This is a genomic window from Streptomyces sp. NPDC007346 (assembly GCF_040703535.1).
GTDB lineage: Bacteria > Actinomycetota > Actinomycetes > Streptomycetales > Streptomycetaceae > Streptomyces.
Map to the genome: position 1 here is coordinate 33,277 of NZ_JBEYKR010000024.1, position 20,664 is coordinate 53,940.

The following is a 20,664-nucleotide window of genomic DNA, read 5'->3' on the forward strand; positions in this document are numbered from 1 at the left end:
GTCTTGACAACTTGATTGGTCTGGACCAGTTTATCCGCCAGCGGTGGCCACCGCTTCTGCTCCACACCGCACGGCCTTCCTCATCCCCGCCGCCGTGCACCCCCGCCACGCACCACCAACTCCCCACGGAGGCTCACGTGCAACGCTCCGCAGGCAGCAGAAGACGCAGAAGGAACAACTCCCGGCCGTTCCTCGGCGGCGCCATGGCCGTCATCGCGGCCGGCGCCCTGACCGTCACCGGACTCGTCTCGCCCGCCCAGGCGGCCGACGTCAACAACGCCAAGAACGCGGGCTTCGAGTCGGGGCTCGCCAACTGGGCCTGTTCCGCCAACAGCGGCGCCACCGTCTCCACCCCCGTGCGCACCGGCACGTCCGCGCTGAAGGCCACCCCGTCCGGCCAGGACAACGCCAAGTGCTCGCAGACCGTGGCCGTGCAGCCCAACTCGACGTACTCGCTGAGCTCCTGGGTGCAGGGCGGTTACGCCTACCTCGGCGTGAGCGGCACCGGAACGACCGACGTCTCCACCTGGTCGCCGGGCTCCACCGCCTGGACCAAGCTGTCCACCAGCTTCAAGACCGGCGCCAACACCACCTCGGTGACCGTCTACACCCACGGCTGGTACGGGCAGTCCGCCTACTTCGCCGACGACATCGAGGTGACGGGACCCGACGGCGGTGGCGGCGGCGAGCAGCCCGGCCCGGTCATCCCGGGGGCCCCCGCCGGCCTCGCCGCGGGCGCCACGACGACCTCCTCCGTCGCCCTGTCCTGGAACGCGGTCTCGGGCGCCACGGGCTACAAGGTCTACCGGGACGGTGTGCAGGCCACCACCTCCACCGGGACCTCGGCGACCATCACGGGGCTGGCCGCCGACACGGCGTACCAGTTCTCGGTGAGCGCCACCAACGCGGCCGGCGAGTCGGTCAAGTCGGCTGCCATCAGCGCCCGTACGGCGAAGCAGGGGACGGGCCCCGGCCCCGGCACCTCCGTGCCCAAGCACGCGGTGACCGGCTACTGGCAGAACTTCAACAACGGCGCGGCCGTCCAGAAGCTCACCGACGTGCCGGCCGACTACGACATCATCGCGGTCTCCTTCGCGGACGCCACGCCGACGCCGGGCGCGGTCACCTTCAACCTGGACACGGCCGGGCTGAACGGCTACACCGACGCCCAGTTCCGGGCGGACATCAAGACCAAGCAGGCTCAGGGCAAGAACGTCATCATCTCGATCGGTGGCGAACTGGGCACCGTCCGGGTCGACAACGACGCCTCCGCCACCGCGTTCGCCAACTCGGTGTACGCGCTGATGCAGGACTACGGCTTCAACGGGGTCGACATCGACCTGGAGAACGGCCTCAACGCCACCTACATGACGAAGGCGCTGCGCCAGCTGTCGGCGAAGGCGGGCCCCGGGCTCGTCCTCACGATGGCCCCGCAGACCATCGACATGCAGTCGACGTCGGGTGAATACTTCAAGACGGCGCTCAACGTCAAGGACATCCTGACCGTCGTCAACATGCAGTACTACAACAGCGGTTCGATGCTCGGCTGCGACGGCAAGGTCTACTCCCAGGGCTCGGTGGACTTCCTCACCGCGCTCGCCTGCATCCAGCTGGAGGGCGGTCTCGACCCGTCCCAGGTCGGCATCGGTGTCCCGGCCTCCACCCGGGGCGCGGGCAGCGGTTACGTCTCCCCGTCGATCGTGAACGCCGCCCTGGACTGCCTGACCAAGGGCACCAACTGCGGTTCGTTCAAGCCCTCGAAGACCTACCCGTCGCTCCGTGGCGCGATGACCTGGTCGACCAACTGGGACGCGACGGCCGGGTTCGCCTGGTCGAAGGCGGTCGGCCCGCACGTCCGCAGCCTGCCGTAACCCGTAGCCCATAACCCGTATCGCACAACGCGATCCTCCGAACCCGCAGCGCCGCCGCTCCCCCGGCGGCGCTGCGGCGTTCCCGGGCCGTCCCGGATCACCAGGGCAGTTCGCGTACCTGCTGCACACAGAGCACGACGAACAGCAGCCCCGCCACGGCCAGCATCCCGTTGCTGAGCCAGCCGTTGCGCCACTGGCTGGGCGTACGGGAGGAGTTGAGCAGCCACAGCAGGGTCAGGGCGAGGAACGGCATGAAGAACGCGCCGAGCACGCCGTACGCGATGACCAGGCCGAACGGCTCGTCCAGCCAGAGCAGGGCCATCGGCGGGAAGGTCAGCCAGAGGAGGTAGGCGCGAAACGGCAGCGAGCGCTGCTGACGGTCGACGACGGCCGGGCCCGCGTGCTCCTCCTCCGGGTCCACCGGGGCCCGGAACCGCTCCACGAAGTCGGCGAACATCAGGCTCACCCCGTGCCAGACGCCGATCAGCGACGAGAACGACGTGGCGAAGAAGCCGACCAGGAAGAGCGTGGCGGTCGCCGAACCGAAGCGGTCCTCCAGCACCTTGCCCAGGTCGATCAGCCCGCGGTCACCCGAGGTGAGGGCGATCTGCGAGGCGTGCAGCAGCTCGGCCCCGACGATCAGCATCGCCACGACGAAGATCCCGGTGGTGATGTAGGCGACCCGGTTGTCGAGCCGCATCACCTTCATCCAGGAGGAGTTGCTCCATCCCTTGGCGTTGACCCAGTAGCCGTACGCCGCCATGGTGATCGTGCCGCCGACACCGCCGATCAGCCCGAGGGTGTAGAGCAGCGAACCGTCCGGCAGTACGGGGACGAGCCCGGCGAACGAGGCGCCGATATCGGGGACGACCCGGGCGGCCACGTACACGACCACCACGAACATGATGCCGACCAGGACCGTCATGACCTTCTCGAAGACGGCGTACCGGTTGAACCAGACGAAGGCCAGCCCGGTCAGCCCGGTCAGGATCGCCCAGAACTTCAGCCCCGGCCCGTCCGGGAAGAGCGCCACGATGGGCAGGGCGCTGGAGGACATGGCCGTCGCGCCGTAGAGGAAGCCCCAGACGACGACGTACACCGCGAAGTAGACGGTCGTCCACGCGCCGAGGCTGCGCCAGCCGTCGAAGAGCGTGCGCCCGGTCGCCAGGTGCCAGCGCCCGGCCGCCTCGGCGAGCGAGATCTTGACGAGGCACCCGATCACCGCCGCCCACATCAGGGTGTACCCGAACTTGCTGCCCGCGACGAGCGTCGCGACCAGGTCGCCGGCCCCGACCCCGGTCGCCGCGACGACGATGCCGGGGCCGATGTACTTCCAGCTGGACGTGCGTGGTCGGGAGGCCGGCTCCCCTGTCCCTGTGGTTGCTCTTGTCTCAGCCATGCCGATCAAGGAAGCGCAATCGGCGGGGCGGCACAAGGGGGCGTGCGCGGAATCGGGGGCGTCCCGGCCGACGGGGTGGCTGCCTCTGGATCCGCTCGCGGCAACACCGTGCCGCGACTTCGGGTAGCCTTAGTCCAGCAGTTAGTCCAGCAGTTAGTCCACCCCTACTCCCTCTGGTGAGGCAGCCGTGGAAGCAGCCCGGCAGTACAACGTGCACGAGGCCAAGACGCACTTCTCCCGGATCCTGGAGCAGGTCGCCACCGGCGAGGAGGTCGTCATCAGCAAGGCGGGCGAGCCGGTCGCCAAGGTGGTGCCCCTGCGTCCGAAGGTCAGAAGGACCGGGCGGGGTTCGCTGGCGGGGCGCATCCGCATAGCCGGCGACTTCGACGAGCTGCCCGACGATCTCGCCGACGCCTTCGGGGTGCGCTGATGCGCCTGCTGCTCGACACCCACGTGATCCTCTGGTGGCTCGGGGACTCCGACGAGCTCTCCGACCAGGTCAAGGACCTCCTCGACACGGAGCCCTCGGTGCACCTCAGCGCGGTCTCCGCGTGGGAGATCGCCATCAAGCAGTCCCTGGGGAAGCTGGAGGGCCCGGACGACCTGGCGGAGCGCGTACGAGACAGCCAGTTCACCGCGCTGCCGATCACCGCCGGACACGGGGTCCGGGCGGACAGGCTGCCCGCCCTGCATCGCGACCCCTTCGACCGGATACTGATCGCCCAGGCCCAGATCGAGGGCATGACCGTCGTCACCCGCGACACGTGGATCCCGCAGTACAACGTCCAGGTCATGGCTGTCTGAACGGGCCGGCGGGTGTACGGAGCCGCCCAAGGGCTCCGCACACCCGCCGGGGGACGCGTCGAAGGTGCCTAGATCACCAGGCTGAGCAGCGCGGCCACGGCGAACCCGGCGACCGACAGGACCGTCTCCAGCACCGTCCAGGACTTCAAGGTGTCGCGTTCCGAGATGCCGAAGTATTTCGACACCATCCAGAAGCCGCCGTCGTTCACGTGCGAGGCGAAGATCGAGCCGGCCGAGATCGCCATGATGATCAGCGCCAGATGCGCCTGGGACAGGTCCTGGCCCTCGACCAGCGGGACCACGATCCCGGCCGTGGTGACGATCGCGACGGTGGCCGAGCCCTGGGCGACGCGCAGGACGACCGAGATCAGCCAGGCGAGGAGGATGACCGGCAGGCCCACGTCGTTGAAGGTGTCGGCGAGCGCGTCCGCGATGCCGCTGCCCTTGAGCACGGCGCCGAAGATGCCGCCCGCGCCGACCACCAGCAGGATGTTGCCGACGGGCTTCAGCGAGGACGTGGAGACCGATTCCAGGGACGTGCGGGACCAGCCGCGGCGGATGCCCAGCAGGTAGTACGCGAGGAACAGGGCGATCGTCAGGGCCACGAACGGGTTGCCGAAGAACTCCACGACCGAGCGGAGAGTCGAAGGGTCCAGCGCGATCGAGGAGAACGTCGCGGCGAGGATCAGGACCAGCGGGGTCCCGATGATGGCGAGCACCGTGAGGAGCGGGACCGGCTTCTCGTGCGGGGTGACCCCGGCCGCCCGCTGCTCGGCGGCGACGGCCTCCTTGGCCTCGGCGGCGGCCTCCACCATGTCCTGCGGTACGTCGACGAAGATCCGCTTCCCGATCCACGCGGCGTACGCCCAGGCGGCGAGGACGGACGGGATGCCGACGACGACGCCCATCAGGATGACCCAGCCCAGCGACACGTTGAAGAGTCCGGCGGCCGCCACCGGGCCGGGGTGCGGGGGCAGGAACGCGTGGGTCATCGACAGACCCGCCAGCAACGGCATCGCGTAAAGCAGGATCGATTTTCCGGAGCGCTTGGCGGCGGCGTAGACGATCGGCGCGAGGACGAAGATGCCGACGTCGAAGAAGACCGGGATACCGAAGATCAGGCCGGTCAGGCCCATCGCGAGCGGGGCGCGCTTCTCACCGAAGAGGTTCAGCAGCCGGGCGCTCAACACCTCGGCCCCGCCCGAGACTTCGAGGATCGCGCCGAGCATGGTGCCGAGCCCGATGATGATCGCGACGTGGCCGAGGATGCCGCCCATGCCGGATTCGATGACCGAGACGACCGCGGATTTCTGCACGGTGCCGAAGAGTTCGGTGACCGAGAGCCCGGCTCCGAGGCCGACGGCTATGGAGACCGCGAGCAGGGCGACGAACGGCTGGAGTCTGACCTTGATGATCAGGAAGAGGAGGAGCGCGATACCGAGGGCGGCGACGGTCAGCAGACCGGCGGTGCCGTCGATCAGGAGGAGCAGACCACCGGTGTGCGGTGGCGTCTCGACCGGCGGTGGGGTGGCGGCGAGAAACAAGGGGACTCCGATGGTGCTGGAGGAGGGTAGGGAGGAGCGCGGCACGGCGCCCCGGGGTGGCGGGGCGCCGTGCCGTACGGCGAGTTGGGGAGTTGCTGCCGTGGGTGAAGCTGAACCAAGGCGATCAGGCCGGTCGGCGAGCGTGAGCGGTCAGGCGGTCAGGTCGGCCGGTCGAGCCGGAGCAGTCAGCGGGCCGGAGCGTCAAGCGGGCCGCAGCGGCCGGTGAGCCCGAACGGTCAGGCGGGCCGCAGCGGCCGATGGGCCCGAACGGCCCGAGCGGCCCGAGCCTGCCGAACAGTCAGCGGGCCCGAGCGGTCAGTGAACCCGAACCGTCGGCGAGCCCGAGCGGTCAGCGAACCCGAGCGGTCAGCTGAGTACCGCGAGCGCGTCGATCTCGATCAGCAGCCCCTTGGGCAGGCCGACGTAGACCGTCGTACGGGCCGAGGGCGCCTCCTTGAGGTTCTGCTCGGCGAAGTACGCGTTGTAGATCTCGTTCATCTCCGCGAAGTGGTCCACGTCCGTGAGGTAGACGCGCATCATCATCACGTCGTCCCAGCTCGCGCCGCCCTCCTCCAGGATCGCCTTGACGTTGGCGAAGGTCTGGAGGGTCTGCTCGCGCAGGGTGGGGCCGGCGGGCGTCGGGGCCTGGCCCTCGACCGCCGGGAGGAAGCCGACCTGGCCGGCGACCTGGAGGATGTTCCCCTTCTTCACGCCGTGCGAGAACTTCGCCGGCGGCGTGGTGTGGGTGGAGGGGGTGAGCGCGGTCTTCTCGGTCATGGCTGATCAGGCTTTCTTGGGTCGGTTGGTGCCGGAGTATTCCCGGCTGACGGTCTCGGCGGTGCGCCGGACCAGCGGGAGGAGGGTGAGGAGTTCCTCGGCCGTGACGACCACGTTCGGCGCGGAGACCGACATGGCCGCGACGACCCGCCCGTCCGCGCCGCGGATGGGGGCGCCGATGCAGTTGATGGACTCCTCGTGGCCACCGAGGTCGGTGGCCCAGCCCTGTTCGCGGACGACGGCCAGCTCCTTGAGGAAGGCGGCCGCGTTGGGCGTCGAACGGGACGTGTACATGGGGTAGTCGAGCTTCTCGGCGATGGCGCGCCGCTCGGGCTCGGTGAGGTCGGCGAGCAGCAGCTTGGCCACGGCCGCGACGGTGATCGCGACGGGCTTGCCGATCCGCGAGTACATCCGGACCGGGTACCGGCTCTCGACCTTGTCGATGTAGAGGACTTCCTGCTCCTCGTAGACCGCCAGGTGCACGGTGTGCCCGCACCGGTCGTTCAGCTCGACCAGGTGGGGGTGGGCGATCTCGCGTACGTCGAGGTTCTCGACGGCCTCCTGGGCGAGCGCGAAGAGGCGGGCGCCGAGGCGGTAGCGCTGGTCCTGCTGGCGGTAGACGAGCCCGTGCTCGTGGAGCGTACGCAGCAGGCGCAGCGCCGTGGACTTGTGGACGCCCAGCCGCTCGGCGACCTGGCCGAGGTCGGCGGGTCCCTGGGCGAGCAGCGGCAGGATGCTGAGCGCCCGGTCGACGGTCTGGCTCATGGCGTACGTACCTCCTCGTGGGCCCGGTCGGCCGCGGTCCAGCCGGGGCCGAGACGAAGTCTCCCCCAGGCGCCGTCGTCGAGGGCGACGAGGCGGTCCGCGTGGTCGCGGGCGGGCGGGTCGGTGAGGTCGCCGGGGACGGTGAGGACGGCGGCGGCCATCAGGTGCCCGTGCCGGACCCGGTCCCGTACGGGGAGCCCGCGCAGGGTGGCGGAGAGGAACCCGGCGGCGAACGCGTCCCCGGCGCCGACGGCGGCCACGACGTCCACGCGAAGGGCGGGGACGACGGTGACGGTGTCGGCGGCCGGTGCCGGGGTGACGGTGTCAGCACCCTCGGCCGGCACGACGGTGACGGTGTCGGCGGCCGGTGCCGGGGTGACGGTGTCAGCACCCTCGGCCGGCACGACGGTGACGGTGTCAGCGGCCGGTGCCGGGGTGACCGCGTCAGCACCCTCGGCCGGCACGACGGTGACCGCGTCAGCACCCCGGCCCGGGGCACCCGGCCCGGCCGCGTAGACCGTCGCTCCCGCGCTCCCCCGCTTCACGACCACCACGGACGGTTCCGGCAGCGCCGCCCGGATCGCCTCCGCGCCGACGATCCCCCACGCCTCCTCCGCCTCGTCCTCGCCGACGAACACCAGGTCGCAGCGGCGGGCCAGCTCCAGCAGCACGGAAGCGTCGCCGTCCCGCCACAGCCGGGGCCGGTGGTTCACGTCGAAGGAGACGAGCGGGCGGTCCGCCCGGGGGGCCGTCAGCTCCCGCAGCAGCGCCAGGCAGTCCGCCGACAGCGCCGCCGTGATCCCGGAGAGGTGCAGAATCCGTCCGGCGAAGAGCTCCTCGTACGGCACGTTGGACGGGGACATCGCGGACGCCGCCGACCCCGCCCGGTAGTACGCCACCTCGTGGGCCCCGGTCCCGCGATCCGTCGCCGTACGGAAGTAGATGCCGGTGGGGCGGGCGGGGTCGCGGCGGACGGCCGAGGTGTCGACCCCGTACCCCGCGATCGTCTCGACCAGGTGGTCGCCGAAGCCGTCCGCACCGACCCGTCCCACCCAGGCCGCCCGGTGCCCGGCGGCGGCGAGCGCGCAGGCCACGTTGGACTCGGCGCCTCCGATCCCGCGCCCGAAGGACGGCACGTCGGCGAGGCGGCCGGGCCGCGAGGGCAGGAACGTCACCATGGACTCACCGAGACAGACGACCTCGGTGGTGGTGTCGGCGTGGACCGTCCCTGCTGCGGGTCCGGGGGCGGGTCCGGGCACTGAAGGCTCCTCGCTGATCGGCGTGCGGGCCGGTGGTCACCATTGACCGGGCATCGGCTCGGATGTTAGACAGCCCTGAGCGATATGCGCAATGGGTGTTGCACATGGTGCAACGAACTTCGAGGAGCTTCCCTTGGCAGCCGACAGCCCCACCGGCCACTCCGCGCCCCACCCCGCGTCCCGGCCCGCGCCCGAGGCCGCCGCCCGTGCCGGAAAGCAGGCCGCCGGCCTCGCCGAGGAGCGCGTCGACCACCGCTTCAAGGCGCTCCCGCCCGACGCGGAGGGCCTGACCGTCGGCGCCCTGGCCGCCGAGCGCCGCAACCTCTTCACCGGCGGGTTCACCACCCCCGTCCTGGCGCTGTCCGCCGAGTCGGTCGAGCACAACCTCGCCCTGCTGGAGACGTACGCCGAGCGCCACGGCCTCACGTTCGCCCCGCACGGCAAGACCTCGATGTCCCCGCAGCTCTTCGCGGACCAGCTGAAGCGCGGCGCCTGGGGCATCACGGCCGCCGTGCCGCACCAGGCCCGGGTCTACCGCGCGTACGGGATCGGGCGGATCTTCCTCGCCAACGAGCTGGTCGACCCGGTGGCGCTGCGCTGGCTGGCCGGTGAGATGAGCGCCGACCCGGAGTTCCGCTTCATCTGTTACGTCGACTCCGTGCGCGGGGTCGAGCTGATGGACCAGGCCCTGAGCGCGGCGGGCGCCACCCGCCCCCTCGACGTGGTCGTGGAGCTGGGAGCGGGCGAGGGCGCGCGCACCGGCGCCCGTACCGAGGCCGACTGCGCCGCGGTGGCCGACGCGGTGGCGGCGGCCGGGTCGCTGCGCCTGGTGGGCGTGGCCGGGTACGAGGGCGAGGTGCCGGACGCGGACCCCGAGCGGGTACGGGAGTGGCTGCGGCGGCTCGTCGCGCTGGCGGCCGGCTTCGACGGCGCCGGGCGGTTCGCCGGAGCCGACGGGATCGTCATCAGCGCGGGCGGCAGCGCCTGGTTCGACGCGGTCGCGGACGTCTTCGCGGAGATCGGTGAACTCAGCCTGCCCGTACTGAAGTTGCTGCGCTCGGGTGCATACGTCTCGCACGACGACGGGCACTACAAGCACCTCACCCCGTTCAACCGCGTCCCCGAGGAGGGCGCCCTGGAGCCCGCTTTCCGCCTCTGGGCGCAGGTCGTCTCCCGGCCCTCCGGCGAGCAGGCGTTCCTGAACGCGGGCAAGCGGGACGCGGCGTACGACCTCGATCTGCCCGAGGCCCAGGTCGTCCGCTCCGCCCGGGACGGCTCGGTGCGCCCCGCCGCCGGGATCACGGTCACCGGCCTCTCCGACCAGCACACCTGGGTGCGTACGGAGGCGGGGGCCGAGCTGGAGGTCGGTGACTGGGTCGGCATGGGCCTCTCGCACCCCTGCACCAGCTTCGACAAGTGGCAGCTGATCCCGCTGGTCGAGGCGGACGGCACGGTCGGCGACTACATCCGCACGTTCTTCTGAGCGGCCCTCGTGAGCCCCACCGCCGCTTCCGCCCCCTGAAAGGCCACCCATGGACCTGGTCCTGCGCGACGCGCTCGTCGTCGACGGCACCGGCGAGCCCGCCCACCGCGCCGATGTGGCGGTCGACGGCGGCCGGATCGCCGAGATCCACCGCGAGGGCTCCCCCGGCCCCCGCCCCACCGCCACCCGCACCGTGGACGCGGAGGGCCTCGCCCTCGCCCCCGGCTTCATCGACATGCACGCCCACAGCGACCTGGCGCTGCTGCGCGACCCGGACCACAGCGCGAAGGCGGCGCAGGGCGTCACCCTCGAAGTGCTGGGCCAGGACGGCCTGTCGTACGCCCCCGTCGACGACCGCACACGGGCCGAGGTGCGGCGCTCCATCACCGGCTGGAACGGCGACGGCTCCGACATCGACTTCGACTGGCGCACGGTCGGCGGCTACCTGGACCGTCTGGACCGCAACTTCGGCGGCCAGGGCATCGCCGTCAACGCCGCCTATCTCATCCCGCAGGGCACGGTCCGGATGTACGCGGTCGGCTGGGACGACCGCCCGGCCACCGGCGCCGAACTGGCCCGGATGAAGGAGCTGGTGGACCAGGGGATGCGCGAGGGCGCGGTCGGCATGTCGTCCGGGCTGACCTACACCCCCGGGATGTACGCGGACGACGCCGAACTCACCGATCTCTGCCGGGTGGTGGCGCGCCACGGCGGCTACTACTGCCCGCACCACCGCAGTTACGGGGCCGGGGCCCTGGAGGCGTACGAGGAGATGGTCCAGCTCACCCGCAACGCCGGCTGTGCCCTCCATCTCGCCCACGCCACCATGAACTTCGGCGTGAACAAGGGCAGGGCACCGGACCTCCTCGCCCTCCTCGACGGGGCGCTCGCCGCCGGGGCCGACATCTCGCTCGACACCTACCCGTACACCCCGGGCTGTACAACCCTGGTGGCCATGCTGCCGAGTTGGGCGAGCGAGGGTGGCCCGGAGTCGGTCCTCGCCCGGCTCGCGGACGAGGAGAGCGCGCAGAAGATACGCCACCACCTGGAGGTGCTGGGCTCGGACGGCTGCCACGGGGTGCCGATCGAGTGGGACACCATCGAGATCTCCGGCGTCAGCGCGCCGCATCTGGCCGAGTACGTGGGCCGTACGGTGGCCCGCTCGGCCGGGCTGCGGGGCGAGGAGCCGTGGGTGACCGCGCGGCGGCTGCTCACCGAGGACCGGCTCGGGACGACGATCCTCCAGCACGTGGGCCACGAGGAGAACGTCCAGCAGATCATGCGCCACCCGGTGCACACGGGCGGCAGCGACGGCATCCTCCAGGGCGACAAGCCGCACCCGAGGGCGTACGGCACGTTCCCGCAGTATCTGGGGCGGTACGTACGGGAGTTGGGCATCCTCTCGCTGGAGGAGTGCGTGGCCCACCTGACCTCGCGCCCGGCCGCCCGGCTGCGGCTGGCGGACCGGGGCCTGGTGCGCGAGGGATACCGCGCGGACCTGGTGCTCTTCGACCCGGAGACGGTGACGGCGGGTTCCACGTTCGAGGAGCCGCGCACGCTGCCGGTGGGCATCCCGCACGTGCTGATCGACGGCCGGTTCGTCATCGAGGACGGCAGGCGTACGTCGGTGCTGGCGGGCCGGGCGGTCCGGGGCACGGGGGCCGCAGCGGCCTGACCTCCCCTGCCTGACCCCCAAGGCCCGCCCCTGGTGCGTGTGCGGCGGAGCGGCTGACGGCGGACTCCTACGCGGAGTCGGCCGCCCGCTCCGCCGCCCAGGCCAGGTCCTCCTCGGTCGGGGCGTCGTCCTGGGTGAGCGCCCGCCGCCAGTAGCCGCTGAACTCGACGGACCCCTTGGGCAGTCGGCGCTCCTCCACCAGGTGGCGGCGGAGCGCCCGGACGGCGGAGGCCTCACCCGCCACCCAGGCCGCGTCCACCCCGTCGAGCGCCGCCCCGGCGCCCCGTACCGCCTCCAGCAGGGAGCCGCCCCGGTCCCGGTGGATCCACCGCACCTCGGCCCCTCCGGCGGCGGCCGGCAGCTCCAACTCCTCCCCCGCGTCCGCCACCTCGGCGTACACGACGGCCCTGGTCGCCGCCGGCAGCGCCTCCAGCACCGTGGCGATGGCCGGGAGCGCCGTCTCGTCCCCGGCGAGCAGCATCGACGCCACCTCCGGCAGCGGCCGGGCGTAGAGGGAGGACGGGCCGACCATGCCGAGCACGTCACCGGGGCGGGCGTCCGCACCCCAGCGCGAGGCGGGCCCGCCCTCACCGTGCAGCACGAAGTCCACGGTCATCTCACGGGCGCCCCGGTCGTAGGCGCGGACGGTGAAGCCGCGCATCCAGGGCCTTCGCGCCTCCGGGATCGCGAGGAACGCCTCGTACCAGCGCATGCCGTGGACGTCCTCGGCGTCCTGCTCCGGCAGCAGCCCCTCCGCCACGCTCCGCCCCTCGCGCGGCAGGCACAGCTTCATCTGCTGGTCGGGGCGGTCCTCCAGGAGGCGGGGCAGCGCCTCCCCGGTGAAGGTGATGCGAGCGGTGCGGGGCGTGATCCGTTCGACCCCGGTGACCCGCACATAGCTGACCGGCATGGCCTGACCCATGAGTCCGAGCCCCTCTCCCTGATACCTTTACGAGGTAAAGAATTACCTGGCCGAAGTTACTTTATGGCGTAAGGAGTCGCAAGTGGTGGTCTTTGCCGGGCAGGGTGACGCCCGCCGCTCCCTCTCCCTGCTCTGGCGCGCGGAGGTCGCCGCCCCGCCGCGCGGCGGGCCCGGACCCAGGCCCCGGCTGAGCGTGGACGCCATCGTGGCGGCGGCCGTCGCGGTGGCGGACGAGGAGGGCATGGCGGCCCTGTCGATGCGCGCGGTCGGCGAGCGGCTCGGGCGGACCGCGATGGCGCTCTACACCCACGTCCCCGGCAAGAGCGAGCTGCTGGACCTGATGTACGACGCCGTGCACGCCGAACTCCCTTCCTCCTACCCGGAGTCGGAGGACTGGCGGGTGCCGCTCACCGCGTGGGCGGGGGAGGTCCTGGAGTTCTACGTACGCCACCCCTGGGTGCTCCAGGTCTCGCAGGCCCGGCCGGTGCTGGGCCCGCACGAGTACGCGAACCTGGACACGCTCGTCCGGCTGCTCGGGGCGACCGGGCTCGCGGCGCGGACGGTGCGGCGGCTGGTGGGGACGCTGTTCCCGCTGGTGCAGGGCTCGGCGCGGGCGGTGGCGGACGCGCGGAGGGCCGCGACGGCGACCGGGAGCTCCGACGAGGAGTGGTGGGCGGCCCGCTCGGCGGCCTTGACGGAGCTGGTCCCGGACTTCGCCGAACGCTTCCCGGCGGTGATCCGGATGGAGCGGGAAGGGGCCCCGGAGCCGCACCCGGGCGGGGGCGTGAGCGAGGGGGCGGAAGCGGACACGGAAGCGGACCCGGGTGCCGACGGGGGCGACGAGGCGGCGCGTCCCGGCCCGGAGGCGATGCCGTATCCGGAGCGGGAGGCGCGCGAGACGTTCCGGGTGGGGCTCGGGGTCCTGCTGGACGGGATCGGCGCGGCGGTGGCGGCGCGGCGGGGTGCGTGAGCGCGGCGGGGCGCGTGAGCGTGCCGGGTGTGCGTGAGCGCGTGAGCGCGGCGGGTGCGTGAGCGCACAGGCGCGGCGGGCGCGTGAGCGCGCCGGGTGGTGAGCGCGTGAGCGCGCCGGGCGGTCCTGAGGTCAGGGCCGCCCGGCGCGGCTACGAGGCGGGTGCGGGTACGGCTACGGCTTGGGCAGCCCGCAGCCCTCCCGGTCCAGGTCGATCTTGCTGCCGGCGCCGATGCACGGGACCATGTTGTACGTCTGCTGGGCGTAGTTGATGCCCTCGCGGACGGTCACGTTGCCGTTCTCGTCGACCTCGCACGGGTTGTTGTCCGTGCACCGCTGACCGTTCTCGTTACCGGTGTTGTTGACGGCGACCACCTTCCCGGTGGCGTCGTCAATCACCGGCGAACCCGACGTACCGCCGATCGTCTGGCACTCGGGGGTGTAGCGGACCGAGTCCTTCCAGGTCCACCGGCCCTCCTTGAGCTGGTGGACGAAGCCGTCGATGTCACAGCTGTAGGTGCGCTTCCAGTAGCCGGAGGCGACGGTGATGGCGGTGCCCGCCGCCGGGTGCGCGGTCTCCAGCTCCAGCGCCCGGATGCCGTAGGTGTTCTCGATCTGCTCGTAGGTGGAGGTGAGTTCGTAGAGCGAGAGGTCGGTGTCGGTCATGGTGCCGTACGCGATCTTGCTCGCCCTCAGCGTGCCGACGCCGCTGCCCGAGGCGTTGAGCAGGGTGAAGGTCCGCGTGGACGGCCGGTCGACGAGCACCTCGCCGGGGCCCGGGAAGCCGGTCTCCAGGCAGTGGCCGTTGGAGAGCACGAGGGCGGGGTCGGTGGGTGCGGAGTCGGGCGAACGGACCACAGAGCCCGAACAGTTGCTGAGCGCGACCGTCCCGGCGAAGGTCACGGCCTTCACGGTGGGGGCGGACGCGTCCTTGAGCGCGGTCGCCTTCAGCGCGGTTGCCGTCGGTGCGGCGGATATCGCCTTCGGTGCGGTTTCGGCCGACACCCCGCTCGTATCCGCGACCGGACCGGCCGCGACGGCGGGCGCGGCGCCCGCTCCCAGGAGCAGGGCAGCAAGAAACGCACCGACGAGAGGCTTGTTCATGTGGGGGGTCCCCTCCAGTGATGCCAAGGACCGGAGATCTTCCGGCTTTTGACATGCGCATGGTGGCGCAGATGTCAGGTCATCACAAGGGGTCGTTTCCGGTCGTGGCCACCGGAGCCCCCGCGCCGGGGCGGACGTGCTCGCGTCCCCACTCCCCCAACGGGCCCAGGGCCTCGTTCAGCGAGACCCCCCGGGGCGTGAGCGAATACTCCACCCGGGGCGGCACTTCGGCGTACTCCTCGCGGTGCACGATGCCGTCGTCCTCCAGCTCCTTGAGGTGGGAGCTGAGCACCTTCTCGGTCACCCCCGGCAGGCCCCTCCTCAACTCCCCGAAGCGGCACGGTTTCTCGTTCAGCGCCCACAGGATGAGCACCTTCCACTTGCCGCCGATCACGTCCATCGCCGCGTCGATCCCGCAGACGTAAGCCCCCGGTCTCCGTACGGACCTCATCGCCCACCCCTTCCCCACCTGGTCACTCACCACCGGGTAACCACCCACTCGTAAGTGCGTACTTGATCGTTCCCGGCCCCCTCGACCAGCCTAATCCGCATGTCCGACAACACGCCTTCACCGGCCGCGCCCACCTCTTCCACCTCTTCCCCCTCGTCCGCCCCTGCCGCCTCTCCCACTTCTTCCACCTCTCCCGCCCCTCTCACCCTGCTCGGCCTCGGCGCCATGGGCACCGCACTCGCCCGTACCTGGCTCGCCGCCGGGCACCCCCTGACCGTCTGGAACCGCAACCCCGGCCGGAGCGCCGAACTCGCCCTCCAGGGCGCGCGGGTGGCCGACACGGCGGCGGAGGCGGTGGCCGCCGGCCCCCTCGTCGTCACCTGCCTGCTCGACGACGCCTCCGTCCGCGAGGCGCTGGCCGACGCCGACCTCACCGGCAAGGACCTGGTCGACCTCACCACCTCCACCCCGGCCGAGTCCCGCTCCCGCGCCGCCTGGGCGGCCGGGCGCGGCGCCCGCTTCCTGGACGGCGGGGTCATGGCCGTGCCCCCGATGATCGACGCGCCGGACTCCGGCGGCTATGTCCTCTACAGCGGCCCGCGCGCCCTCTTCGACGAGCACCGCGAGGTGCTGGCCGTGCCCGCCGCCACCCGGTACGTCGGCGAGGAGTACGGCCTCGCCGCCCTGTACGACGTGGCGCTGCTGAGCGCGATGACCGCCATGTTCGCCGGGGCCCGGCACGCGTTCGCCCTGGTGGAGGGGGCGGGGGCCGACCCGAAGGAGTTCGGCGGGCTGGTGGCCGGCTGGCTCGCGGCGATGGCCCCGTCGACGGCGGCGTACGGCGACCACGCCCCGGCCGGGAACACGACGAGCCCGGCCGTGGTGGAGGCCGGGGACGCGGCGCTGCTGCGCACGGCGCGGGAGCAGGGCGTGGACACGGCCCTGCTGATCGCTTCGGCCGGATCGGTGACCGGAATCTGACAGCCCGGGGCACGTCCCGGCGCGGAGCCGGGGCACGTCCCGGCGCGGAGCCGAGGCACGTCCCGAGGCAGAGCCGAGGCACGTCCCGAGGCAGAGCCGGGGCACGTCCCCGGACGGAACCAGCGCACTTTCCGGCGCGGAACCCGCGCACGCCCCGGGGCGTGCGCCGGGAACGGGACCTGCCCGGCCCGGCCCATCACCCGTTCGGGCTCGGCCCGAAGTCCCGGTCCACCCGGCCCGGCCCGCTTGGTCCCGCAGCCTGAGGCGTGGCCCGGCCCCGGCTGCGTACGGTCGGGGTATGACACTCGACCTCGACTCCTACTTCGCCAGGATCGGCTGGTCCGGGGAGCGCCGCCCCACGGTGGAGGTGCTGCGGTCCCTGCACCGCGCGCACTCCCTGGGCATCCCGTTCGAGAACCTGGACGCGGTGCTCGGCTCCGCGCCCTCCCTGGACCTGGCCGACCTGGAGGCCAAGCTCGTCCACGGCGGGCGGGGCGGCTACTGCTACGAGCACAACACCCTCTTCGCCGCCGCCCTGCGGCAGCTGGGATTCACCGTGACCCTGCTGGCCGCCCGCGTGGCCCTGGGCGCGGCGCCGGGTGACATCCGGCCGCGCAGCCACATACTGCTGCGGGTGAACGTGCCGGATGTGGTGACCCCGTATCTGGCCGATGTCGGGTTCGGGGCCAACGGCGCGCTCCTGGAGCCGATCGAGCTGGTGGCGGGGGCGGAGCTGCACGACGCTCCCCGGCACCACCGGCTCGTCACGGTGGCGCACGACGGGCCGCTGGAGATGTGGGAGCTTCAGACGGAGAAGAGCGGGAGCTGGGAGGCCCAGTACACCTTGACGGTGGAGCCGTTCGAGCCCACGGACTTCGAGATGATCAACTGGTTCGTCGCGACGAGCCCGCACTCGCCGCTCCAGCAGTCGGTGTACGTGCAGCGCACCCTGCCCGACTCCTCCCATCTGGCGCTCGTCGGGCTCGACCTGATCGAGACGGCGGAGGACGGCACGGTCAAGGAGCGGCTGCTGTCCGGCGCCGACGAGGCCCTCCAGGTGCTGGAGGACAGCTTCGGCATCCGTGTCCCCGAGGGTGTCGAGCTGCCGGTGTGAACCAGCCGCGTGGCGCATCTCACCCGGTCGGGCGGCTCACGCACCATTCCAAGCCGTGACGCCGCCCGGACCGGCCCTTCCCACGGTCCGGGGCCGGGGCCGCCTTGTCGATGGAAGCCGGAGCGCGGCGGCGGGCGGGCCCGGAGGTCGCGAGGACGGCGCAATCTCCGCGCACCCCGCGAAACGCGGCCGTAAGCTCGCGGACATGCAGGTCATCCAGTCCACCAAGCTCGCCAATGTCTGTTACGAGATCCGGGGCCCCGTGCTGGAGGAGGCGATGCGGCTCGAAGCGGCCGGTCAGCGCATCCTCAAGCTCAACACGGGCAACCCGGCAGCGTTCGGGTTCGAGTGCCCGCCGGAGATCCTCGAGGACATCCTGCGCAACCTCTCGGGCGCGCACGGCTACGGGGACGCGAAGGGCCTGCTCTCGGCGCGGCGAGCGGTGGTGCAGCACTACCAGACCAAGGGGATCGACCTCGACGTCGAGGACGTCTACCTGGGCAACGGCGTCTCCGAGCTGATCCAGATGTCGATGCAGGCGCTGCTCGACGACGGCGACGAGGTGCTCGTACCGGCCCCGGACTACCCCCTGTGGACGGCCTCGGTCTCGCTGGCCGGCGGTACGGCCGTGCACTACCGGTGCGACGAGCAGGCCGACTGGATGCCGGACCTGGCGGACATCGAGCGGAGGATCACCGACCGCACCAAGGCCCTGGTGATCATCAACCCGAACAATCCGACCGGTGCGGTGTACGACGACGAGATGCTGCGCGGTCTCACCGAGATCGCCCGGCGCCACAACCTGATCGTCTGCTCCGACGAGATCTACGACCGGATCCTGTACGACGGTGCGACCCACACCCCGACGGCGGCGCTGGCCCCCGATCTGATGGTGCTGACCTTCAACGGGCTCTCCAAGAACTACCGGGTGGCCGGCTTCCGCTCCGGCTGGCTGGCGGTCTGCGGCCCGAAGGCGCACGCCACCTCGTACATCGAGGGGCTCACGATTCTGGCCAACATGCGGCTCTGCGCCAACATGCCCTCCCAGCACGCGGTGGCCACCGCGCTCGGCGGGCGGCAGTCGATCGAGGACCTGGTGCTGCCGGGGGGCCGGATCCTGGAGCAGCGGGACGTGGCGTACGACCTGCTGACCTCGATCCCGGGGGTGACCTGTGTCAAGCCGAAGGGGGCGCTGTACCTCTTCCCCCGGCTCGACCCCAAGGTCTACAAGATCAAGGACGACCGGCAGATGGTGCTTGACCTGCTGCGGGCCGAGAAGATCATGGTCGTGCAGGGGACGGGGTTCAACTGGCCGGAACCCGACCACTTCCGCATCGTGACGCTGCCGGCCACGGAGGAGCTGACCGACGCCATGACCCGTATCGGCTCGTTCCTGGACGGCTACGGACAGCCGTAGGCATCGTTCCGGACAGCCGAGGACACGGCTACGACAGCCGCGGGACACGGTCACGGGCAGCCGCGGGACGCGGTTGCCCGTCGGCCGCAGGGCACAGTTCGCGCCAGCCGCAGGACGGCCACACCCCGGATCATGCATAAACTTAGACTCAATCCAATGTAGGGTGGACACCCAGCATCATCGGGAGGCCATCCATGTACGAGCCGATCCGCACCAAATCCGTCCACACCCCGACCGGCGACGCGGACTTTCCGCACCGCAGCCGCGGGGAGGAGCTGGACATCCAGCTCGCGGGGCACCTCGCCGCGCTCCTCGCGGTCACCGACGAACTCGGCCTCGGCCCGGCGGGCGACCGCATCGCCGAACAGGTGGCGCGCCTGCGCGGCGCCCCGCCCGCCCGGCACGCCGCCCTGACCGACACCGCCCCGACGTCCCTGCACCGCCGCGCCCACGCCCTGGCGGGCCGCGCGCTGGTGGTGGCCGCGTCCCGCGCCGACACCACCGCCGCCATCCTCTCCGCGCAGCGGATGGACGCCCACAGCGAGGCCCTCGCCTCCACCGCCGACGCCGCCCCCTCCGAGCGACTGGTCGGCGCCCACTGACGGCCCCGGTCCGCGTGCCGACTCGGCGCACGGACCGGGTGCCACGGCCCGTCCTCACCGGCGGCGGCCGTTGCGTACCGGCCTTCCCCACCGGCGGCGACCGTTGCGTACTGGGATGGCCCCTTCATCTGCCGTCCACCCAACTCCCCCTGGAATGTGGGCTTCCGCGAGCACGCTGCGTATGTGAGACGCATCGTGGGAATCGTCCTGGCGGTCCTGTTGATCGGCGGCGTGGCAGCGGCCGTCGTAGCAGGCCGCGACAGCGACGGCAGCAGCGGCACGGCAGCGACGACCGTGCGGGGAGTGGTCGGGTCGGAGAAGGCCGAGTTCTTCGCCGACCCCGACACCGGGAAGGCCCTCGCCGCCCGGGGGCTCACCGTCAGGGCCGAGACGTCCGGCTCCTGGGCGATGGACCAACTCCCCCTTGAGGGGCAGGACTTCGCCTTCCCCGGCTCGAAGGCCCCGGCCGATGAGCTCGGCCGCAGGTCCGACGTCGTGGGCGGTCCGCTGCGGCCCTTCTACTCGCCGCTCGTCGTCGTCGCCCACCGCAACGCGGCCGAGGTCCTCGCCGCCAACGGGCTGGTCCGGCTGAAGGCGAACGGCGCCTCGAAGTTCGCCACCCGGGGCACGCTGCTGATGGGCCCCTACCTGAAGGCGGCGGGGGCCGACCGGACCTGGCAGCAGCTCGAAGGGGCCTCCGGACAGCCCGAGTTGAGCGGCACGCTCTTCATCACGAGCACCGACCCCGTCTCGTCCAACTCCGGCGCCCTCTACCTCGCCGCCGCCTCCTACGTCGCCGACGGCGGGCGGGTCGCGGCGGACGGCGCCGCCGTGGACCGTACGGCCGGCCTGATGCGCAAGCTCGTCCAGGTCCAGGGCGCCCAGCAGACCAGCAGCGACGCCCCCTTCCGGGACTTCATCAGCGGGGTCGGCAACCCGCTCGTGCTGGTCTACGAGTCGCAGGTCGCCTCCCTCCTGACCCACAGCCGGCGGCAGGAGATCGGGGACCTCGTCGTCCTCTACCCGGACACCACGGTCTCCAGCGACCACACCCTCGTCCCCCTGACCGAGGCGGGGCGGCGGCTGGGCGAGCTGCTCTCCACCGATTCCCGGCTGCGGGAGCTGGCCGTACGCCACGGCTTCCGGCCGCAGGGCGCCGCGGCCGAGTTCACCGCCGCCACGGCGGACCACACCGACTACATCGACCAGCGGCTGACCGGCGTACGCCAGGCACCCGTGCCCACCGCCGAGGTGCTGCGCACGATGGCCCGGCGGGCCCGCGGCTGATGGAGCCCGTATCCGCGTCCCCGCCGGCCCTCCCGCCCGTAGCCGCGCCCGTGCCCCGGCCCCGACCGGCTCTCCCGGTCACGCCCATTCCCGTGCCCCGGCCCCGACCGGCCCGCCCGGTCACGCCCATACGCCTGCCCCTACCGGCCTTCCCGGCCGTAGGCGCGCCCGTGCCCCGGCCAGCCTGCCCGGCCGCGGCCGCCTCGGCGCCTCCGTCGGCGCCCGCGGGCGGGACGGCC

Annotated in this window: 19 protein-coding genes; 11 read left to right on the forward strand and 8 right to left on the reverse strand. The window is 72.0% G+C overall.

Translation table 11 applies throughout. From position 1 onward, the window contains the following. Positions 1-137 precede the first annotated feature (137 nt). Positions 138-1,871: a glycoside hydrolase family 18 protein gene (locus tag AB0917_RS10050; RefSeq protein ID WP_366819027.1), complete on the forward strand. Its 1,734-nt coding sequence runs from the start codon at positions 138-140 to the stop codon at positions 1,869-1,871. Between the two features lie 97 nt (positions 1,872-1,968). Here AB0917_RS10050 and AB0917_RS10055 read toward each other — a convergent pair whose 3' ends face one another. Next, positions 1,969-3,270 (reverse strand): Nramp family divalent metal transporter, encoded by a 1,302-nt coding sequence (locus AB0917_RS10055; protein WP_366819028.1) that lies wholly within the window; start codon positions 3,268-3,270, stop codon positions 1,969-1,971. Between the two features lie 187 nt (positions 3,271-3,457). On the opposite strand from AB0917_RS10055, the gene AB0917_RS10060 reads away from it, so the two are divergent. Both AB0917_RS10060 and AB0917_RS10065 read left to right on the forward strand, forming a co-directional pair. Further along, complete coding sequence (locus tag AB0917_RS10060; RefSeq protein ID WP_366819029.1) at positions 3,458-3,700, forward strand: type II toxin-antitoxin system prevent-host-death family antitoxin; 243 nt, start codon at positions 3,458-3,460, stop codon at positions 3,698-3,700. After that, a complete protein-coding gene (locus tag AB0917_RS10065) occupies positions 3,700-4,074 on the forward strand; it encodes a type II toxin-antitoxin system VapC family toxin (RefSeq protein WP_366819030.1) in 375 nt (124 codons plus the stop codon). The genes AB0917_RS10060 and AB0917_RS10065 overlap by 1 nt, the downstream gene beginning before the upstream one ends. A gap of 68 nt (positions 4,075-4,142) precedes the next feature. Here the strand turns inward: AB0917_RS10065 and AB0917_RS10070 are convergent, their stop codons facing one another. From AB0917_RS10070 to AB0917_RS10085, 4 genes are all read right to left on the reverse strand, one after another. Continuing rightward, a complete protein-coding gene (locus tag AB0917_RS10070; RefSeq protein WP_366819031.1) occupies positions 4,143-5,618 on the reverse strand; it encodes a gluconate:H+ symporter in 1,476 nt (491 codons plus the stop codon). Positions 5,619-5,984: 366 nt separating this feature from the next. Next, entirely contained in the window at positions 5,985-6,395 is a 411-nt protein-coding gene (locus tag AB0917_RS10075; RefSeq protein WP_006127176.1) for a RidA family protein, read from the reverse strand. 6 nt (positions 6,396-6,401) lie between these two features. Then, positions 6,402-7,160, reverse strand: a complete 759-nt coding sequence (locus AB0917_RS10080) for an IclR family transcriptional regulator (RefSeq protein ID WP_366819032.1) — start codon at positions 7,158-7,160, stop codon at positions 6,402-6,404. Further along, positions 7,157-8,419: a PfkB family carbohydrate kinase gene (locus AB0917_RS10085; protein WP_366819033.1), complete on the reverse strand. Its 1,263-nt coding sequence runs from the start codon at positions 8,417-8,419 to the stop codon at positions 7,157-7,159. Before AB0917_RS10085 ends, AB0917_RS10080 begins: the two co-directional genes overlap by 4 nt. A gap of 91 nt (positions 8,420-8,510) precedes the next feature. On the opposite strand from AB0917_RS10085, the gene AB0917_RS10090 reads away from it, so the two are divergent. Both AB0917_RS10090 and AB0917_RS10095 read left to right on the forward strand, forming a co-directional pair. Beyond that, positions 8,511-9,902 carry an alanine racemase gene (locus AB0917_RS10090; RefSeq protein WP_366819034.1) on the forward strand — a complete coding sequence of 464 codons (1,392 nt, stop codon included), beginning with the start codon at positions 8,511-8,513 and terminating at the stop codon, positions 9,900-9,902. Positions 9,903-9,951: 49 nt separating this feature from the next. Further along, positions 9,952-11,577: a D-aminoacylase gene (locus AB0917_RS10095; RefSeq protein ID WP_366819035.1), complete on the forward strand. Its 1,626-nt coding sequence runs from the start codon at positions 9,952-9,954 to the stop codon at positions 11,575-11,577. A 67-nt stretch (positions 11,578-11,644) separates the two neighbouring features. Here AB0917_RS10095 and AB0917_RS10100 read toward each other — a convergent pair whose 3' ends face one another. After that, positions 11,645-12,499, reverse strand: a complete 855-nt coding sequence (locus AB0917_RS10100; RefSeq protein WP_366819036.1) for a siderophore-interacting protein — start codon at positions 12,497-12,499, stop codon at positions 11,645-11,647. 82 nt (positions 12,500-12,581) lie between these two features. Here AB0917_RS10100 and AB0917_RS10105 point away from each other — a divergent pair, with 82 nt between their 5' ends. Then, entirely contained in the window at positions 12,582-13,469 is an 888-nt protein-coding gene (locus tag AB0917_RS10105; RefSeq protein ID WP_366819037.1) for a TetR/AcrR family transcriptional regulator C-terminal domain-containing protein, read from the forward strand. 174 nt (positions 13,470-13,643) lie between these two features. Here the strand turns inward: AB0917_RS10105 and AB0917_RS10110 are convergent, their stop codons facing one another. Next, entirely contained in the window at positions 13,644-14,573 is a 930-nt protein-coding gene (locus tag AB0917_RS10110; protein ID WP_366819038.1) for a serine protease, read from the reverse strand. An 82-nt stretch (positions 14,574-14,655) separates the two neighbouring features. Then, entirely contained in the window at positions 14,656-15,024 is a 369-nt protein-coding gene (locus AB0917_RS10115; protein WP_366819039.1) for a helix-turn-helix domain-containing protein, read from the reverse strand. 225 nt (positions 15,025-15,249) lie between these two features. Between AB0917_RS10115 and AB0917_RS10120 the strand changes: the two genes are divergently transcribed. The 5 genes from AB0917_RS10120 (at position 15,250) to AB0917_RS10140 (ending at position 20,425) form a co-directional block, all read left to right on the forward strand. After that, positions 15,250-16,005: an NAD(P)-binding domain-containing protein gene (locus tag AB0917_RS10120; protein WP_366819051.1), complete on the forward strand. Its 756-nt coding sequence runs from the start codon at positions 15,250-15,252 to the stop codon at positions 16,003-16,005. A 298-nt stretch (positions 16,006-16,303) separates the two neighbouring features. Next, complete coding sequence (locus AB0917_RS10125) at positions 16,304-17,119, forward strand: arylamine N-acetyltransferase (protein ID WP_366819040.1); 816 nt, start codon at positions 16,304-16,306, stop codon at positions 17,117-17,119. A gap of 205 nt (positions 17,120-17,324) precedes the next feature. Next, a complete protein-coding gene (locus tag AB0917_RS10130) occupies positions 17,325-18,536 on the forward strand; it encodes a pyridoxal phosphate-dependent aminotransferase (protein ID WP_366819041.1) in 1,212 nt (403 codons plus the stop codon). A 194-nt stretch (positions 18,537-18,730) separates the two neighbouring features. Then, positions 18,731-19,138, forward strand: coding sequence for a hypothetical protein (locus tag AB0917_RS10135; protein ID WP_366819042.1), 408 nt, complete (start codon positions 18,731-18,733; stop codon positions 19,136-19,138). A gap of 156 nt (positions 19,139-19,294) precedes the next feature. Further along, positions 19,295-20,425, forward strand: a complete 1,131-nt coding sequence (locus tag AB0917_RS10140; RefSeq protein WP_366819043.1) for a hypothetical protein — start codon at positions 19,295-19,297, stop codon at positions 20,423-20,425. Positions 20,426-20,664: the final 239 nt, after the last annotated feature.

Coding starts and splice junctions, on each gene's coding strand:
- AB0917_RS10075 (WP_006127176.1), bottom strand. CDS start 6,395: ATGACCGAGAAGACCGCGCTCACCCCCTCCACCCACACCACGCCGCCG.
- AB0917_RS10130 (WP_366819041.1), top strand. CDS start 17,325: ATGCAGGTCATCCAGTCCACCAAGCTCGCCAATGTCTGTTACGAGATC.
- AB0917_RS10095 (WP_366819035.1), top strand. CDS start 9,952: ATGGACCTGGTCCTGCGCGACGCGCTCGTCGTCGACGGCACCGGCGAG.
- AB0917_RS10135 (WP_366819042.1), top strand. CDS start 18,731: ATGTACGAGCCGATCCGCACCAAATCCGTCCACACCCCGACCGGCGAC.
- AB0917_RS10125 (WP_366819040.1), top strand. CDS start 16,304: ATGACACTCGACCTCGACTCCTACTTCGCCAGGATCGGCTGGTCCGGG.
- AB0917_RS10100 (WP_366819036.1), bottom strand. CDS start 12,499: ATGGGTCAGGCCATGCCGGTCAGCTATGTGCGGGTCACCGGGGTCGAA.
- AB0917_RS10120 (WP_366819051.1), top strand. CDS start 15,250: ATGGGCACCGCACTCGCCCGTACCTGGCTCGCCGCCGGGCACCCCCTG.
- AB0917_RS10110 (WP_366819038.1), bottom strand. CDS start 14,573: ATGAACAAGCCTCTCGTCGGTGCGTTTCTTGCTGCCCTGCTCCTGGGA.
- AB0917_RS10065 (WP_366819030.1), top strand. CDS start 3,700: ATGCGCCTGCTGCTCGACACCCACGTGATCCTCTGGTGGCTCGGGGAC.
- AB0917_RS10115 (WP_366819039.1), bottom strand. CDS start 15,024: ATGAGGTCCGTACGGAGACCGGGGGCTTACGTCTGCGGGATCGACGCG.
- AB0917_RS10055 (WP_366819028.1), bottom strand. CDS start 3,270: ATGGCTGAGACAAGAGCAACCACAGGGACAGGGGAGCCGGCCTCCCGA.
- AB0917_RS10090 (WP_366819034.1), top strand. CDS start 8,511: ATGGGTGTTGCACATGGTGCAACGAACTTCGAGGAGCTTCCCTTGGCA.
- AB0917_RS10080 (WP_366819032.1), bottom strand. CDS start 7,160: ATGAGCCAGACCGTCGACCGGGCGCTCAGCATCCTGCCGCTGCTCGCC.